We start from the raw sequence: 16,789 nt of genomic DNA, 5'->3' as shown, positions 1-16,789 counted from the left end.
CGTCTGGCCATCCATACGTCCGCCCGCAATCTGCGGGCGGACGGGAAAGGCGGCGTTGCAGCGTGCCGCGTTGATCAGAACGTATACCGTGCGCCGACCTGGAACCGGCGGGTCTGGTTCGGGTCGGCGCTGGTGGCGCGGCCGAAGTCGGGGTTCGGGTTCATCGTGCCCCAGTTGTACTGGTTGTTGATGTAGCCGTTGTCGACGTCGCGGTTGAACACGTTCATGACGTCGAAGCGCAGCTCCAGCGCCTGGCTCTCGCCCCAACGGAATTCCTTGGCGATCGACAGGTCGAGGTTGAGGTACTTCTGCCCGTACTTGCCGTTCTTGCGATAGATGCAGTTGTAGTCGCAGTTCGGCACGTTGGCGAAGTAGTCGTACGGCAGGCCCGAACCATAGGTGAAGATGCCGGTGAGGCGCGTGTCCCACGGCCCGCGCACGATGCCGTTGAGCACCAGGTGGTGCTTCTCGCCCACATGGTCGGCCGGGTAGCCTGCCGGGTCGACATAGTCGAGCGAGTAGTTGTCGCCACCTTGCTGGCGCGCGCTCTGGTAGGTATAGGCCAGGCCCACGCCCCAGCCGGAGGCCTCGGTGTAAGGCTTGTCGATGCTGACCAGCACATTGCTGGACTGGGTCTTCTTGGATACGTTGTGCAGCACCATGCCGTAGGGACTGCCGGGCATCACATCCAGGGTGAAGCCGGGTACCGGAAGGCGGTTCCACACCCAGGTGAACTGGTCGTAGCCGAGCACGCGGGCCAGCGTCAGCGAGGCGTTCCAGTCGCCCATCACCTGGCGGATGCCCAGGCTGAACTGGTCGGTATGCGGGGGCTTGGTCTTGTTGGCGACTACGTCGATTTCCGAGCTGAAGCCGGCCTGGCCGGAGGCGAGCAAGGTATTGAGGCCGTCAGGCGTGAGATAGCGCGGGTCCCATGCGATGGTGCCCGGGGTGACGCCGCCGGGGCTGAACAGGAACGTGTAGTTGGGCACCAGCGAATGGAGCTCTTCCTGGCTGATCCAGTCGAACGGGGTGCGGTCGTAGTAGCGGCCGGCGCCGCCGAAGAGTGTGGTGCTCTGATCGCCGTCCTTGCTGACGTCCAGCGAGAAGCCCAGCCGCGGCTGCACCGCACCCTTGTAGCCGTCGCGGTTGTGGCCGGTGCTGATGTAGTTCTGCAGGCCCAGGTACTCCAGCGTGGGGACTTGCGCGGCTGGCGTCACGTAATCCTTGTTCAGCGCATTGGTCTCGTAGTCCCAGCGCAGGCCCAGGTTCAGCTGCAGGCGGTCGGTGACGTCCCAGTCGTCCTGGACATACAGGCCGAGCTGGTTGGTGTGCAGGTTGGCGTTGGCGCCAGTGGGCGAGTAGACCGCCTTGTAGGGCGAATTGAAGCCACCGGGGTAGGCGGCGTCTTCGCTGAAGTAATAGGTCGGCACGGTGGCGCTGTTCTGTTCCAGGGTGATGCCGTAGGTGGCGTATTTCACGCCCGCCTTGATGGTGTGCTTGTCCAGGCCGAACCAGGTGAAGTCGTCGCGCAGGGTGCGCTGGTTCTGCCCCTTGTCCTGCAGGTCGCTGCCGCTGCCGATCACCGCAATGCCCGGATCGTAGACGCTGCGCACCGAGCCGGATTCGGCCGAGGTCGGATGCCATTTCGCGTTGCCGGCGTCGAGCAGCAGGTCGTTGGTCCAGCTGTCGCCGCGCGACTGCCACTTCAGGAGCAGGTCGTCGACGTCGTTCTTGCGGTTGCTGCGCGCGCTGTAGGTAGTGGTGCCGCCGAAGCCGAGCTGCTCGCTGTCGCGCCGGGTGGTCAGGCTGAGATCGACGTTGTTGTCGTGGTTGGGCTGCCAGCTCAACTTGCCGAAGAAGGCCCTCTCGTTGAACGGCGCGGAGAAGGTGCCGTTGTACTGGGCGAAGCGCGGGTCGTTGATCTGCACCGTGTTGTTGGCGGTGTCCTTGCGTTCCTCGTAGTTGATGAAGAACTGCACGGTGTCCTTGATGATCGGGCCGCCCAGGGTGAAGCCGCGCTGTTCGCGCTTGTAGTCGGGCTTCTTGACGTGGTTTTTCTTGTCGAACGAGTTCTGCGCGATCATCGACTGGTTCTGGTAGTAGTCGTAGGCCGAGCCGTGGAACGCGTTGGTGCCCGACTTGGTGACCGCGGTGATGATCGCGGTGCCGGCCTGTTCGTACTCGGCCTTGTAGTTGTTGGTCAGCACGCGGAATTCCTGCACCGCCTCCTGCGAGAACGGGTTGCCGCGGGTGGAATCCTGTCCGGCGATACCGCCCTTGAGCACGTTGTTCTTCAGGCTGGCGCCGTCGATGAATACGTTTACATTCTCAGCCGATTGGCCGCCCGCGGAGAAGGTTTTCGTGTTGGGATCGCGCGAAGTGGTGACGCCTGGCACCAGTTTGGCGAAATCGAGAAAGTTGCGCTCGTTCTGCGGCAGCGTCTGGATCTGCTTCTGGGTGATGTTGGCGGCCACCTCGGAGGTGCGGGTCTCGATCAGCGAGACCGCGCTTACCGTGACGCCCTGCAGGTTGGTGGCATTGGCCGCACTGGCGGTGGCCGTGTCCAGGTTGAGGTTCAGCGACTGGCCCACTTGCACCGTGACGGTGCGGCTGGCACTGCTGCCGTTGCCGCTGGCAACGATCGTGTAGCTGCCGGGCGCCAGGCCGACCAGGGTGTAGTTGCCATCGGCACCGACCTTGCCCCGGTTGACGAAGCCGGTGGCGGTATTGGTGGCGACCACGGTGGTTGGTGCCTGCCCTTGCGGCGCCGTGATGTGGCCGCGCAGGGTGGCAGTGGTGGTCTGGGCGCCGGCGAGGCCGGGCAGAAGAAGCGTAGCGACGAGCAGGCCGGCGCAAGCCAGCGAGATCTGTCGGGATAGCATGCGTTGCTTGACCATGATCTGACCCTCTCCCGTAATCAGTGCAAGTAGTTTGGTGTTCTGATGCAGCGTTGCTTTGATGCCGCCTGTAAGCGAGCGCTCCAGGCGGCGCTCGCGCTGAAACCGCTTCGTTGCCGCCGCGGTTTCGGTCGGCAGCGTCCTGCGCCGGCCTGAATGTCTGCGCTATCGGGGTATGGCCACGGTGGACCCGCGCACTACCAACCTGGCCGCGACACGGCGGTGAACGCCGGCTTTCGGCTGGTCGGGTCGGTCGATCTGTTCCCCGAGCAACTCCATCGCCTGGCTGCCGAGCTCGGCGATCTGCACATGGATGGTGGTCAACGGCGGCGTTACGTAGCGCGCCATCGGCACGTCGTCGAACCCGCTGACGGCAATCTCCTCGGGCACGCTGATGCCGGCCTCGCGCAGCGCGGCCATGCAGCCGATCGCCATCATGTCGTTGCCGGCGAACACCGCGTCTGGACGGGGCCGCATCGCCAGCACCTGCTGACCGGCGCGGTAGCCCGATTCCTCGCCGAAGTCCCCGCGCAGCATGATCACCGGGCTGTCCGGCGCTACGCTCGCCAGTGTTTCGCGGTAGCCGAGTTCGCGCTCGGCGGCATCGCGATTGCCTGGCGGTCCCTGGATGAACACGATCCGCTGGTGACCGGTCGACAGCAAATGTTCCACCATCAGCCGGGCGCCGCCGTCGTTGTCCACCGAGAGCGCGCAGTAGTCGTCGTCGGCCAGCCGCGTATTCATCAGCACCGTGGGAAGTCCCAGCGGCAGGTTCTGGCGCAGGAACGCCGCATCGGCATGCGGCGACATCAGCAGCAGCCCGTCGACCCGGCCCTGCATCGCGCGCAGCGCCACCGCGGCGGCGGCGGCATCGTCATGCGAGCTGGAAACCAGCAGGTGCAGGCCGCGCGCGCGCGCGGCGAGATCGATGCCGCGGATCAGCTCGGAAAAGAACTCGCCGTACAGGTCCGGCAACAAGGCGCCGATGGTGTGGGTGCGGCGGGTGATCAGCATGCGCGCGGCGGCGTGCGGCATGTATCGCAGCCGCGCCGCCGCCTCGCGGATGCGTGCGCCGGTTTCGGCGGTGACGCCGCGACCGCCATTCAGCGCGCGCGACACCGACGCCACCGAAACCCGGGCTTCACGCGCCACATCTTTGATGGTTGCTGTCGCCATGCGAGCTTGCCCGGATCCGCCGAAACCCAGCAGTGGCGGCAACGTAATCGTTTTCATGCCGAGTTGTAAAGTGCCTGTAAAAAAAACAAGAGCACCGCTGCGCTGCCGAATGTTGCTGCCGCTCTGTCGACCCCGCGAACCGCCGGGCCGGCGGCACGTCGAAGCGATCCGCGGCTGGTTGTGCTACCCAAGGCTGCACTCGGCGACTGGATGCCGAGCCCTGACCGCGGCGGATCAAATCCGTGAAGGGCGCCACACTTTGGGCCGTTCCCGTCCCTTGTTAAAAATTTCGTCCAGCCGTTAAATCAAGGTTAATCTTCGCGCACTCAGGCGACTGTATCCTCAAGTTCCCGCGGCGCCGAACGATATACGGACAAGCCCCTGTTTTGAATACCATGATGACCCTCCTGACCCTGCTTCTCGTACTTCCCGCCGTGCTGATCGCCAGCGCGGTGAAGGTCGTGCCAGTCGGTCAGGTCTACAGCCTGCACCGGCACGGCAAGCCGGTGCGGCTGCTGTCGTCGGGCATGCACCTGGTGTTGCCGTTGCTGGACCGGGTGGCCCACAAGATCAACCTGGCCGGGCAAACGCTGCGCTTCGAGGAGCCGCTGGCCAACGCGCACGATGTGCGCGGCACGGTGTACTGGCAGGTGCTCGAACCCGAGCGCGCCGATGCGGTGTTCGAGCAGGTCGATCAGCTGATCCGGCGTGGTGCGCAGGAAGCGCTGCGCGGCGAGCCGGCCGGCGAACAGGTCGATCGCCGTGACCTGGGCGCACGGGTGAAGCAGTCATTGAACAGCGCGTTGCGCGAGCGCGGCATGATGGTGACGCGGGTCGAACTCGACGTGGCCTGAACAGGAATGGCGTGAGGCGCCCGAGAGCGCCCGCGCTGCAGGGGATTGCTTGTCTTCGACCCGCCACGGCGGGTTTTCTTTTCTCGCGGCTCCTGGCGCGGTTGGCAAGGCGGGTGCCAGCCGCGGATACTTTGCGCCCCACGCCCCGAGCGACCCCGCATGACCACCCGCGATGCGCTGCAGACGCAACTCGAACAAGGCATTGCCGCGCTGGGCCTGCACCTGCCCGCCGACGCAGTGCCGCGGCTGCTCGACTATCAGGCCTTGCTGGAACGCTGGAACGCGGCCTACAACCTCACCGCCGTGCGCGATCCGGCGGAGATGGTCACCCGCCACCTGCTCGATTCGCTGGCGATCCTGCCGTATGTGCAGGGCCGGACGCTGGCCGACCTGGGCACCGGACCGGGCCTGCCCGGCATTGTGCTGGCGATCGCCGCGCCGGGCCGGGAGATCCTGCTGGTCGATTCCAACGGCAAGAAGGTGCGCTTCCTTCGCGAGGCGATCCGCGCCTTGAAACTCGACGGCGTGCGCGCCGTGCAGTCGCGGGTGGAAGACGTCGAGGGCCAGTACGACTGCGTCACCGCGCGCGCGTTCGCCAGCCTGGCCGACATGCTGGGTTGGGGTGGCCACCTGCTGGCCCCGGATGGCATCTGGCTGGCAATGAAGGGCAAGCGGCCGGACGACGAGCTGGCGGGCATCCCGGCCGGGTTCGGGTTGCGCGGCACCCATGAGCTGGCGGTGCCTGGCCTGTCGGCGGAACGGCATCTGCTGGTGCTGGGGCACGCCTGAGTCAGGCGCTGCCGGATCCGGAACGGCAGCACCGCTTGCCGGCCCTCTTACGTATCGAGCACGCCACCGTTGCTCTCGATCACTCGCGCATACAGCTTGGCGCTGGCCTTGGGCGTGCGCTTCTGGGTGGCGAAGTCGACGTGGTACAGGCCGAAGCGTTTGGAGAAGCCCAGCGACCACTCCAGGTTGTCCATCAGCGACCACGCGTAATAGCCCTTGAGGTTTACCCCGGCCTCGATCGCGCGGTGCAGCGCCTTCAGGTGCTTGCGCAGGTAGTCCGTGCGCAGCGGGTCGTCGAGCGCATCGTTCTCGGCGACCGGTGGATCGTAGAATGCCGAGCCATTTTCGGTGATGTACAGCGGGATGTCGCCGTAGCGCTGCTTGAACCAGGTCAGCGTGTCGGTGAGGCCCTGCTCGAACACTTCCCAGCCGGTCTCGGTGTGGGTCCTGTTCGGTTGGCGTACTGACACCGCCTGCAACGGATAGGCGTTGGCGTCGTGCTTCACCACCGCGCGGGTGTAATAGTTGATGCCGACAAAGTCCACTTTCTGGTTCGTCAGCTCGAGGTCCTCCTCGGGGAAATCCGGCCAGGCTTCGCCGAAGATCTCCCGCAGTTCCGGCGGGTAGCTGCCCAGCAGCGCCGGATCGGCGAACTGCAGGTTCATGTAGGCGTGGGCGCGGCGGGTGGCGGCGAGGTCCTCGGCGCGGTCCGAGTACGGATACTTCGGCTCGATGTTGAACACCACGCCGATCTCGTGCCGGCCGTGCGCCCGATAGGCCTGGATGCCGGCGCCGCTGGCGCGCATCAGGTTGTGCCCGGCGATCGGCGCCTCGAACTTGTTGCGATGACCGGGCGCCAGCGCGCCGTGCAGGTAGCCGCCGTCGGTGACCACCCAGGGTTCGTTGAGGGTGGACCAGCGCGGCACGCGGTCGTCCAGCGCCTTGAACATCACCTCGGCGTACTCGGCGAACCAGTGCGCGCTGTCGCGGTTGAGCCAGCCGCCGCGGTCGTCCAGTGCGGCGGGCAGGTCCCAGTGGAACAGCGTGGCGTTCGGCGCGATGCCGTTCTCCAGCAACTGATCCACCAGCCGCGAATAGAAATCCAGCCCCTTCGGATTGACCCGGCCGGTGCCTTCCGGCAACACGCGCGCCCAGCTGATGCTGAAGCGGTAGCCGCGCAGGCCCAGCGCCTTCATCAACTGCACGTCGTCCTTGTAGCGGCGGTAGTGGTCGCAGGCGATGTCGCCGGTGTCGCCGTTGGCCATCATCCCCGGCGTATGCGCGAAGCGCTGCCAGATGCTGGGGCCGGCACCATCGGCCAGTGGCGAGCCCTCGATCTGATAGGCCGAAGTGGCCGCACCCCAATGAAAGCCGTCGGGAAAGCGGAAGCTGGGGCGGGTCATGCGGGTTCCTGCGGCCAAAGCGCTTGATGTAAACGATTACATCGGCAGAATAGCGGAATGTTCCGTCGATGTGCAGACAGGCGCATGCTGCGGCGATGCGGCCGCCGTGGCCCACCCCCACCGGAGATGTCCATGGCTGCCGTGCGTCTGGACCAGCTGCGCAAGGTCTATCCCAACGGTCACGTCGGCGTGGCCGAGGCCAGCTTCGAGATCGCCGACGGCGAACTGCTGGTGCTGGTGGGGCCGTCCGGCTGCGGCAAGACCACCTTGCTGCGGATGCTTGCCGGGCTGGAGTCGATCAGCGGCGGCACGCTCAGCATCGACGGCCGGGTGGTCAACGCCGTGGCGCCGAAGGACCGCGACATCGCGATGGTGTTCCAGAACTATGCGTTGTACCCGCACATGACGGTGGCCGAGAACCTCGGCTTCGGCCTGAAGTTGCGCGGCCACAAGCAGGCCGACATCGACCGGCGCGTGATGGCGACGGCAAGGACGCTGGAGCTGGAATCACGCCTCGCCTCGCGCCCCGCCGCGCTGTCCGGCGGCCAGCGCCAGCGTGTGGCGCTGGGCCGGGCGCTGGTGCGCGACCCCAAGGTGTTCCTGCTCGACGAGCCGCTGTCCAACCTCGATGCCAAGCTGCGCCTGTCGATGCGGGTCGAGATCGCGCGGCTGCATCGCCAGCTCAAGGCCACCATGGTCTACGTCACCCATGACCAGATCGAGGCGATGACCCTGGGCCAGCGCATCGTGGTGCTGGACGGCGGCGTGATCCAGCAGATCGACACGCCGATGAACCTGTACGAGCGACCGGCCAACCTGTTCGTGGCCGGCTTCGTCGGCAGCCCGGCGATGAACCTGCTGCATGGCGCTCTCCGATACGACGGCGGCTGGATATTGGCCACCGCAAGGGGCGGCATCGCGCTGGGCGAGCCGGCGCAGGCGGCGGCGTGGCAGCCATGGCGCGATCGCGAGGTGGTACTCGGGATTCGCCCGGAGGACCTGCGGCCACGGGACATGGGCAGCGTCGCGCTCTGTGCGCAGTTGGAAGTCATCGAGCCGGTCGGCAACGAGATCTTCCTGAACCTGCGCCACGGCGACCAGACGCTGGTCTCGCGGGTGCCGCCGCGGCCTTTGCCCGAGCCGGGCAGCACGTTGCCGCTGGAGCTGGCGGCCGGGCGGCTGCACCTGTTTGACCCCGCCAGCGGCAGGCGGATCGCGACCTGAGGGCGGGCAGCACTGGGCAGAGTGAGGCATTACACTAACCCTCTCCACGCGTACGGTAGCCCTCCATCCATGGCCCGCATCATCGCTGTCGCCAACCAGAAAGGCGGCGTCGGCAAGACCACCACTGCCGTCAATCTCGCCGCTGCGCTGGCCGCCGCGAAACGAAAGGTATTGCTGATCGACCTGGATCCGCAGGGCAACGCCACGATGGCCTCGGGCATCAACAAGCGCGACATCAAAGCTAGCGGCTGCGAGGTGCTGCTGGAGGAAGTGGAGATCGCCGCGGCGATCGTGCCCACCGACGCGCACTACGACCTGCTGCCGGGCAACGGCGACCTCACCGCCGCCGAACTGAAGCTGATGGACGCGCTGGCACGCGAGCACCGCCTGAAGGAACTGCTGGCGAAAGTCTCGCCGAACTACCACACCATCCTGATCGACTGCCCGCCGTCGCTGAACCTGCTCACATTGAACGCACTGACCGCCGCCGATGGCGTGCTGATCCCGGTGCAGTGCGAATACTTCGCGCTGGAAGGCCTGTCCAGCCTGCTCGACACGGTCAAGGCGGTGCGTCACCGGCTGAACCCGAAGCTGGAGATCGAAGGCCTGCTGCGCACCATGTACGACGTGCGCAACAACCTCGGCAACGAGGTCTCGGCGCAGCTCACCCAGCATTTCGGCGACAAGGTGCTGCGCTCGATCATCCCGCGCAACGTGCGCCTGGCGGAGGCGCCCAGCCACGGCCAGCCGATCCACCTTTACGACCGCAGCTCGCGCGGCGCGATCGCCTACATCGGCCTGGCCGGCGAAATCATCCGGCGCGAACGCGCGCTGGGCCGCCCCGATCGTGTCGATGCGGCCGACGACATTGAACCGGCAACGGCGCCTGCGCCGGTGCACGGCGACAGCGGCCCGGCGCTCAAGGCGCCGGCTGCCAACCAACAGGAATGAGCATGGCTGCTGCGAAAAAACGTGGATTGGGACGCGGGCTGGACGCCCTGCTCGGCGGCGACGGCGAGGCCTCCTCCTCGGTGCTGGCGCAGGAAGGCGAGCTGCGCATGCTGCCGATCCAGCAGATCCAGCCGGGCAAGTACCAGCCGCGCCGGCACTGGAACGACGAGGCGTTGGACGAACTGGCGGCGTCGATCAGGGCACAGGGCCTGATCCAGCCGGTGGTGGTGCGCGAGCTGGGCAGGAACAGCTACGAGCTGATCGCCGGCGAACGCCGCTGGCGTGCCGCCCAGCGAGCCCAGCTGAGCGAGATTCCCGCGCTGATCAAGAAGGTCTCCGAAGAAGCCGTGCCGGCGATGGCATTGATCGAGAACATCCAGCGCCAGGACCTCACACCGCTGGAAGAAGCCGACGCGCTGAAGCGGCTGATCGACGACTTCGACCTCACCCACCAGCAGGCCGCCGACGCGGTCGGCCGGTCGCGCGCGTCCGTGTCGAACATGCTGCGCCTCACCGAACTGCCCGCGTCGATCAAGAAACTGCTCGACGAAGGCAAGCTGGAAATGGGCCACGCCCGCTGCTTGCTGACCCTGCCCGAACGGGACGCGGAAAGCCTGGCACTGGAAGCGGCACGCAACGGCTGGAGCGTGCGCGAGCTGGAGGAAACGGCCCGCCGCGCGCAGAACGCACCGAAAGGCAAGGCGAAAAACACGCCCCCGCGCGATGCCAACATTGCCGACCTGGAACGCCAGCTCAGCGAACGCTTCGCCACCCGCGTCGAGTTGGCGCAGGGCCGTGGCGGCCGCGGCAAGCTGGTGATCCACTATCACAGCAATGACGAGCTGGACGGGATTCTCGGCAAGATCCGCTGATGTGCCTTCCCCATTGGGGGCCGGATCGGCAGGATGGCCGATTTGCACAGCGACGCCGCCCGGAGGATGAGCGCCATGGATGGCGCCGATGAAGGCGGCGCGCAGTGCCAAAGGAGGCTGCGTGCGAAGCGAACTGTCCATGCTCGCGCCAGCCTGCGCACCCTCGCCCGGCCCTCCCCGCCGCGAAGAAACCCCAAGGTCTCCAAAGGGAGAGGGCTACATCGCGGCCACCAGGCATTAAACTGCCCTGCTGCCGCGCCAGGCGCGGCATCTGCCCCTGCTGAAAGGCGTTCCCTCATGCCGCAACTTTCCGTCGTCGTGCCCGTCTTCAACGAGCGGGACAACATTCCGCCGCTGCTCGCCGAAATCGCCGCCGCCCTGCGTGGCCAGGTCGACTACGAGGTCATCTACGTCGACGATGATTCCAGTGACGACAGCCGTGCGGTACTGGCCGCGCAGAAGGCGAGTCACCCCGAGCTGCGCGTGCTTCATCACGTCACCCGCAGCGGGCAGAGCACGGCGGTATGGAACGGCGTGCGCGAGGCGAGGTCGCCATGGATCGCCACACTGGACGGCGATGGACAGAACGATCCGGCCGACATCCCGAAGCTGCTCGCCGCGCGCCATGCGGCGCCGGCGCAGACGCGACTGTTCGCCGGCTGGCGCACCGCCCGCCGCGACAGCTTCAACAAGCGCCTCTCCTCGAAGGTCGCCAACGCGGTGCGCTCGCGCATGCTGCGCGACGCCACCCCGGATACCGGTTGCGGATTGAAACTGTTCGAGCGCGAGGTATTCCTGCGGCTGCCGTATTTCGATCATATGCATCGCTATCTGCCGGCGCTGGTCAAGCGCGCCGGTTTCCAGAGCCAGAGCGTGCCGGTCGGCCATCGCCCGCGCACGGCCGGCGTGTCCAAGTACGGCATGCTGGACCGGTTATGGGTCGGCCTGGCCGACCTGCGTGGCGTGGCGTGGCTGATGCGCCGCGGCAAGGTCACCCAGGTCGAGGAACTCTGATCCAGAGCAAGCCGGGCGGATCTGCGCGACGTATGCTGGAAGCTTCCGCTCGACCGTCCTTGCGGCGATGAAGCGGGCACACCAGACCCTTCGCGGGCCGATCACAGCGGGAGGCCGCCAGCCGTGGGCATCATTGTCAAACGTGTTTACGAGCCAGCCGCGAAAGCCGATGGCTATCGCGTGCTGATCGACCGGTTATGGCCGCGCGGGCTGACGAAGGATGCGGTGCCGCTCGATCTGTGGGCCAAGGAACTGGCCCCCTCGACCGCGTTGCGAAGATGGTTCGGGCACGATCCGATGCGGTGGGACGGCTTTCGCCACCGCTATGCCAGCGAGCTGGATGCACTGGACGAGCACTGGCGACCACTGGCCGAGCGCTCGGCGCGGCATCCGGTCACCCTGCTCTACAGCGCCCGCGACGAGGAGCACAACAACGCGATCGCGCTGAAGGCTTACCTCGACAATTGGTTGCGCATGCATGGCCCGCGGTGAGGCAATGCCCGGCTCAGCCCTCGCGCTGCGGCGTGCCGGATCGGGGCCAGTTGACCAGCGCGATGCGCGTCTGCTCGCGACCCCTTTCGATCAGCTCGCGCGCGCGGTAGAACTCGTAGGCACTGGCCATGTTGCGCGGCAGCTGGATCAGCAGGTCCGGCTCGTAGGCGGACAGGCGCAGTCGCGAGAGGTTGGCCTGCATCAGATCCATCGACTGCGCCAGCAGATCGAACGTGCCGGCCGCAGGCGGATGGTTCTCGCCGTGCGGCATCAGCCGGCTCATGAATTCGCTGACCCGCCGACGGTAGCTGCCGTCGGCACCCGGCTGGCCGGGTGGGGGCGGCGGTGCGACCGTCACGGCCGGGCCATCCACACTCACCGCCAGCAGGTAGTCGGCTGTTTCGCGGATCAGCGGTGTCACCGGCACCGGATTGAGCAGGGCGCCGTCGATCAGGCGGCGGCCATCGATGGTGTGCGGGCGGAACACCGTGGGTATCGCGATCGAGGCGCGGATCGCGTCGAACAGGCAGCCGCGGGTCAGCCAAACCTCGCGCTCGCGATCCAGGTCGGTGGCCACCGCGGTAAACGCCAGCGGCAGGTCCTCGATCTGGGTGTCGCCGATCAGCGCACGCAGGGTCTCGATGATCCGCTCGCCCTTGATCAGGCCGCCGCCGGAGAACGTCCAGTCGAGCAGCCGCAACACGTCGAACTTGGCCAGCGCGCAGACCCAGTCGCGATAGACGTCGAGCTTGCCCATGGCGTAGATGCCGCCGATCAGCGCACCCATCGAGCTGCCGGCGATCGCCACGATCTCGAAACCCTGCGCATCGAGCTCCTCGATCACGCCGATGTGTGCCAGCCCTTTCGCGCCGCCGGCGCCCAGCGCCAGCGCGATCGTCGGCTTGCGCAAGGCGCTGGTCTCGGCAGGTTCGTCACGCGGGATATCTGCAGGCATCGTTGGGTCGTCACGGCATGTGGGCGGTGGTCTGTGCTGAAGTCGGCCGCCGTGCAACCGGCGCGGCTTCCGCCATGATGCACCTCAACCATGACCATTGCGCACGCCACCATGTCCATCGTTAGTCATCCTGTTGACCCGTCGCGCACGCGGATGTGCGCCGGCGCCGGTGCGCCCGCGTGAGCTGGCAGGCATGGGCCACCGTAGCGATCATCGTGGTGGCGATGGGCATGTTCGCCAGCGAAAAACTGCGCATCGACCTGGTCGCGCTGATCGTGCTGGGGGCGCTGGTGATACTGGGCATCGTGAGCCCGGTGGAGGCGTTGTCCGGCTTCAGCAACGAGGCCACGGTGACGGTGGCGGCGATGTTCGCGCTGAGCCTGGGCATCGAACGGTCCGGCGTGCTCGACCCGCTGACCCGCCTGTTGATGAAGATCCGCAAGCCGTGGCTGCTGACCCTGGCGATGATGCTGGCGATCGCCCCGCTGGGCGCCTTCGTCAAGAACATTGCGCTGGTCGCCACGTTCCTGCCGCTGGCCTTGCGCGTGTGCCAGCGCACCGGCACGTCGCCGGCGCGCGTGCTGATGCCGATGGCGTATGCCGCGCAGATGGGCGGCGTGTGCACGCTGATCGGGACCTCGTCGAACCTGCTCGCCGACAGCCTGGCGCAGAAACACGGCATGGCCGCGTTCGGCGTGTTCGAGTTCACCCGCATGGGCGCGGTGCTGGCGGTGGTCGGCATCATCTATCTGATGCTGGTCGGGCGCCATCTGCTGCCCAGGCAGATCGACGCGGCGCTGCCCGATGACATTGATACGGGCAAGTACGTGGCCGAGCTGGAGCTCAGCGGAGAATCCCCCCTGGTCGGCACGGCGATCGCCGACGCGCGGCTCGGCGAGAAGTTCGGGGTCTATCCGCTGGAGCTGCTGCGTGGCGAACGGCGCATGTGGTCGCCGCGCGAGCAGCAGCTGCAGGCGGGCGACGTGCTGCTGGTTCGCGGCGACTGGGGGAAGATCGAGGAGTTCCAGCGCCGCGCCAAGCTGCACAATGCGCCGGAGCGTCGCTACGCCACCGACAGCGACCAACCCCGCGTGCTGGCGCAAATGATGGTGGCGCCGGCCAGCCTGGTGGATGGCCGCACCCTGGCCGAGATCGGTCTGGACTGGCGCTACCGCGCCACCGCGCTGGCGTTGAACCGCCGCGGCGAGGTGCTGCGCGACAAACTCAGCGAGACGCGTCTGGCGGTCGGCGACGTGCTGATGGTGCTGGTCGACGATGAGGCGATGCCGAAGCTTCGCAATGACGACGCGTTCATCGTGCTCAACGAACGCGAGGACGTCCGCGGCATGTCGCGCAAGGCGCTGCTGGCCGCCGCGATCATGGCGGGCGTGGTGCTGGCATCGGGCATGCACTGGCTGCCGATCCCGATCGCCGCCGTCTGCGGTGCGGTCGCGATGGCGCTGGGCGGGTGCTTCGGCCGCAAGGACGTCTACGAAGGCATGGACTGGAAAATCATCATCCTGCTCGGCGCGATCCTTCCGTTGGGGCTGGCGATCGAAAAGACCGGATTGTCCGCGGTGGTGGTGACTGCCGCCATGCATCTGGTCGGCGGTCACGGACCGCTGGCCGCGCTGCTGATGGTGTATCTGCTCACCGCCCTGCTCACCGAGCTGATGGGGCACAACCCTTCGGTGGTGCTGATGGTGGGCATCGCCGCCACGGTGGCCCACGCCACCCACGTCGACCCGCGGCCGTTCGTGGTCGCCGTGGCGTTCGCCGCCGCCACCTCGTTCGCCACCCCGGTCGGCTATCCCACCAACACCATGGTTTATTACGCCGGCGGCTACCGCTTCACCGATTTCATGAAGGTGGGCATCCCGCTGATTGCACTGTTCTGCGCGCTGTCGATGTGGTTGATCCCGATCTTCTGGCCGTTTCATCCGGCCGCGCACTGAACGTCTTTCGCCGCTCTTCCTCGGGAGAGGCGCACGTTGCACCGGGCCGGCTGCGAAGCCCGCTTCGGTCGCCTTTGTGCAGGGCTCCCGCCCTCGCCCTGGCCCGAGGGGCGGCGAACGGACGGTGCGGGTTCGTGCTTTCGTGTGAGCGACGGAACAGCGTGCCGAGGGCAGGCGGACGCCGGGTCTATTGATAGCCGTCCCGCGCCAACTGCAGCAGGATCTTCATTTCTTCGCGCAGCGACAGCGGCGACATCACTTCGGCGTCCGGTCCGTACTTGAGCACGTCCATCAGCAGCTCCTTCGAATTGGAGTAGGGCACCTTCAACTCGTACTTGCCATCGGGCAGCCACTCGCCCTTCTGCTGCGAATGCCAATGCTCGTCGGCAACCCAGCGAGCGGCGTGCGGCGAGAAGCGCAGGGTCGCCCACGCCTTCGGCTTGCCCGCGAAGATGCCGTAGCTGGAAGCGAGCAGCTCGTTGAGGTCGCCCTCCGCCACATCGATGGCGGCATCATCCAGCGACTGCGCCTCGACGATGCGGTCCACCGCAAAACTGCGCAGCGCCTCGCGGTCGTGATCCCATACGTCCAGGTACCAGTTGTCGCGGTAATGGGTCAGCCGCTGCGGTGACACGGTGCGCCGGCTGTCGGCATTGGTGGTGCGGGCGCGATAGCGGAAGCGCAGCTGTTTGCGCTCCAGCACCGCGCCGGCAACGATGCGGAACACCTGTTGATCGAGCTTGCGCTCACCCCAGGGAATCACCCGGATCCGCTCGATCGGCAGCGCCTTGCCACTGTCGTGGTGCGAGAGCAGCCCTTCCATGCGCGCCTTGAACGGCGCCAGCGCGCCGGCCAGCACACCCGGACCGGAACGGCTGATCAGTTCGTTCAACGCCAGCAGCGCGGCCAGTTCGTCGGAGGTCAGCCACAGCCCGGGCAATTCGAACTTCTCACCCTCGCCCACTTCGTAGCGGAACGCGGCCTGGTCGGTGCCGGCGCTTTCGATCGGCGCGCCCAGCGCATCGCGCAGGAAGGCCACGTCGCGGTACAGCGTGGCGCGCGAGCATTCCAGCTCGCCGAGCAGGCGCGACAGCGGCACCGGGTAGTGCGCCGATTTCAACAGCCGATGCAGGGTCAGTATGCGTTCGTAGCGATCCATGGGGTTTCGTCGAGGCATGCGTGGGTGCAGCGTTGTAGCATGGGTGTGCCCTGCGGTGCCCGCAAGTCCATCACGCGCAGAACGATGCCGCGGCGCGATCGCCGGCCCCTCCTTGGATATCCAGCCGGTTCATCGATGCAGCCAGCCCGCCATTTCCACCACACCGCGCCCCCGGCGAATGATCCCGACATGCCGTCGACGTGCTGGCGTGCGGAATCGGTGGCGCCGTTGTGGCGGATCCTGGCGGCCAGCGGTTTCGGCCTGTGGGCATGGCTGGGGCTGGCGCTGTTGCTTGGCCTGTATCCCGCCGGCCGCAACGGCACCTTGATGCCCTTGCTGGTGGGTACGCTGTTGACCGGCACCGGCCTGCTCGTGGCCTGCCTGCCCTGGCGCATCGCGTCGGACTGGTACGGCTGGCGTCCGCGGCGCGACAGCCGGCCGAACCGCGCGGCGTTGCTGGCGCTGGCGACGTTTCTGCCGATGCTGGCCGTGGCGGGCCTGGCGCGGGGCAACAACATCTTCTGGGCGACGCGACTGGCCGGCGCGGCACTGACCGCCTGCAGCTTGTCCAGTCTGGCTTATACCGGCTATCGCTTCTGTCGGCAGCTGTCGCCGCCGGCGCAGCGCGTGGCCACCTCGCTGCCGATCAGCCGGCTGGTCTTTGCCGGTTACGCCGGCGGCCTGTGGCTATGGCTTTGCGTGCTGGCGCTGGGAGAGTCGACGCCGCGGCACGGCTTGTATCCATGGATTGTGCTGTTGCTGGCGCTGGCCCTCCTGCTGGGTCTGCTGGAGGGGCTGGCCTGGCAAGCGCTGGCCGGCTCGGCCAGTCATGGCGGCGTGGCGCGCGAGCAGGCGCTGCGTCCCGCGCGTTTCGCGGCGGCGCTGTTCACCTACGTGATTCCATGCATTGCGCTGCTGCTGACCCGGCATGAAGGCATCGACCTGATCGCCGCGGCGTTGGCCGTGCCCAGCTGCCTGCTGGGCAAATGCGTGGAGCGGAGCCTGTACGAATCGCTGCTGGTGCACGGCACCGCCGCTTGATCGATCG

At 66.9% G+C, this 16,789-nt stretch carries 14 protein-coding genes; 9 read left to right on the top strand and 5 right to left on the bottom strand.

All coding sequences use genetic code 11. The features are described 5' to 3' along the window. Positions 1–74: 74 nt before the first annotated feature. The gene (locus tag ACFPME_RS17050; RefSeq protein ID WP_377306893.1) at positions 75–2,897 is read right to left on the bottom strand and encodes a TonB-dependent receptor; all 2,823 of its coding nucleotides are present in this window, start codon (positions 2,895–2,897) and stop codon (positions 75–77) included. A 165-nt stretch (positions 2,898–3,062) separates the two neighbouring features. Next, complete coding sequence (locus tag ACFPME_RS17045; RefSeq protein ID WP_377306892.1) at positions 3,063–4,073, bottom strand: LacI family DNA-binding transcriptional regulator; 1,011 nt, start codon at positions 4,071–4,073, stop codon at positions 3,063–3,065. A gap of 395 nt (positions 4,074–4,468) precedes the next feature. Between ACFPME_RS17045 and ACFPME_RS17040 the strand changes: the two genes are divergently transcribed. Both ACFPME_RS17040 and rsmG read left to right on the top strand, forming a co-directional pair. Next, positions 4,469–4,927, top strand: a complete 459-nt coding sequence (locus tag ACFPME_RS17040) for an SPFH domain-containing protein (RefSeq protein WP_377306891.1) — start codon at positions 4,469–4,471, stop codon at positions 4,925–4,927. Between the two features lie 159 nt (positions 4,928–5,086). Further along, the gene (rsmG, locus tag ACFPME_RS17035) at positions 5,087–5,716 is read left to right on the top strand and encodes a 16S rRNA (guanine(527)-N(7))-methyltransferase RsmG (RefSeq protein WP_377306890.1); all 630 of its coding nucleotides are present in this window, start codon (positions 5,087–5,089) and stop codon (positions 5,714–5,716) included. Positions 5,717–5,763: 47 nt separating this feature from the next. On the opposite strand, the gene ACFPME_RS17030 is transcribed toward rsmG, so the two are convergent. Continuing rightward, positions 5,764–7,119 carry a GH1 family beta-glucosidase gene (locus ACFPME_RS17030; RefSeq protein ID WP_377306889.1) on the bottom strand — a complete coding sequence of 452 codons (1,356 nt, stop codon included), beginning with the start codon at positions 7,117–7,119 and terminating at the stop codon, positions 5,764–5,766. A 132-nt stretch (positions 7,120–7,251) separates the two neighbouring features. Between ACFPME_RS17030 and ACFPME_RS17025 the strand changes: the two genes are divergently transcribed. From ACFPME_RS17025 to ACFPME_RS17005, 5 genes are all read left to right on the top strand, one after another. Continuing rightward, a complete protein-coding gene (locus tag ACFPME_RS17025) occupies positions 7,252–8,343 on the top strand; it encodes an ABC transporter ATP-binding protein (RefSeq protein ID WP_377306888.1) in 1,092 nt (363 codons plus the stop codon). A gap of 69 nt (positions 8,344–8,412) precedes the next feature. Further along, a complete protein-coding gene (locus ACFPME_RS17020) occupies positions 8,413–9,294 on the top strand; it encodes a ParA family protein (RefSeq protein ID WP_377306887.1) in 882 nt (293 codons plus the stop codon). A 2-nt stretch (positions 9,295–9,296) separates the two neighbouring features. After that, positions 9,297–10,166, top strand: a complete 870-nt coding sequence (locus ACFPME_RS17015) for a ParB/RepB/Spo0J family partition protein (protein ID WP_377306886.1) — start codon at positions 9,297–9,299, stop codon at positions 10,164–10,166. Between the two features lie 297 nt (positions 10,167–10,463). Then, entirely contained in the window at positions 10,464–11,180 is a 717-nt protein-coding gene (locus ACFPME_RS17010) for a glycosyltransferase family 2 protein (protein ID WP_377306885.1), read from the top strand. A gap of 123 nt (positions 11,181–11,303) precedes the next feature. Then, positions 11,304–11,672, top strand: a complete 369-nt coding sequence (locus ACFPME_RS17005; RefSeq protein WP_377306884.1) for a DUF488 domain-containing protein — start codon at positions 11,304–11,306, stop codon at positions 11,670–11,672. A gap of 13 nt (positions 11,673–11,685) precedes the next feature. On the opposite strand, the gene ACFPME_RS17000 is transcribed toward ACFPME_RS17005, so the two are convergent. Next, complete coding sequence (locus tag ACFPME_RS17000; protein WP_377306883.1) at positions 11,686–12,627, bottom strand: patatin-like phospholipase family protein; 942 nt, start codon at positions 12,625–12,627, stop codon at positions 11,686–11,688. Between the two features lie 179 nt (positions 12,628–12,806). On the opposite strand from ACFPME_RS17000, the gene ACFPME_RS16995 reads away from it, so the two are divergent. Further along, entirely contained in the window at positions 12,807–14,582 is a 1,776-nt protein-coding gene (locus ACFPME_RS16995; RefSeq protein WP_377306882.1) for an SLC13 family permease, read from the top strand. Positions 14,583–14,769: 187 nt separating this feature from the next. On the opposite strand, the gene ACFPME_RS16990 is transcribed toward ACFPME_RS16995, so the two are convergent. Further along, complete coding sequence (locus ACFPME_RS16990) at positions 14,770–15,741, bottom strand: helix-turn-helix transcriptional regulator (protein WP_377306881.1); 972 nt, start codon at positions 15,739–15,741, stop codon at positions 14,770–14,772. A gap of 189 nt (positions 15,742–15,930) precedes the next feature. On the opposite strand from ACFPME_RS16990, the gene ACFPME_RS16985 reads away from it, so the two are divergent. Then, the gene (locus ACFPME_RS16985; RefSeq protein WP_377306879.1) at positions 15,931–16,782 is read left to right on the top strand and encodes a hypothetical protein; all 852 of its coding nucleotides are present in this window, start codon (positions 15,931–15,933) and stop codon (positions 16,780–16,782) included. The last annotated feature ends 7 nt before the right edge of the window (positions 16,783–16,789 follow it).

The sequence above is a fragment of the Rhodanobacter umsongensis genome (genome assembly GCF_042654965.1).
GTDB lineage: Bacteria > Pseudomonadota > Gammaproteobacteria > Xanthomonadales > Rhodanobacteraceae > Rhodanobacter > Rhodanobacter umsongensis.
Note: the sequence above shows the minus strand (reverse complement) of the source record. Positions and strands in the feature narration are given on the sequence as shown.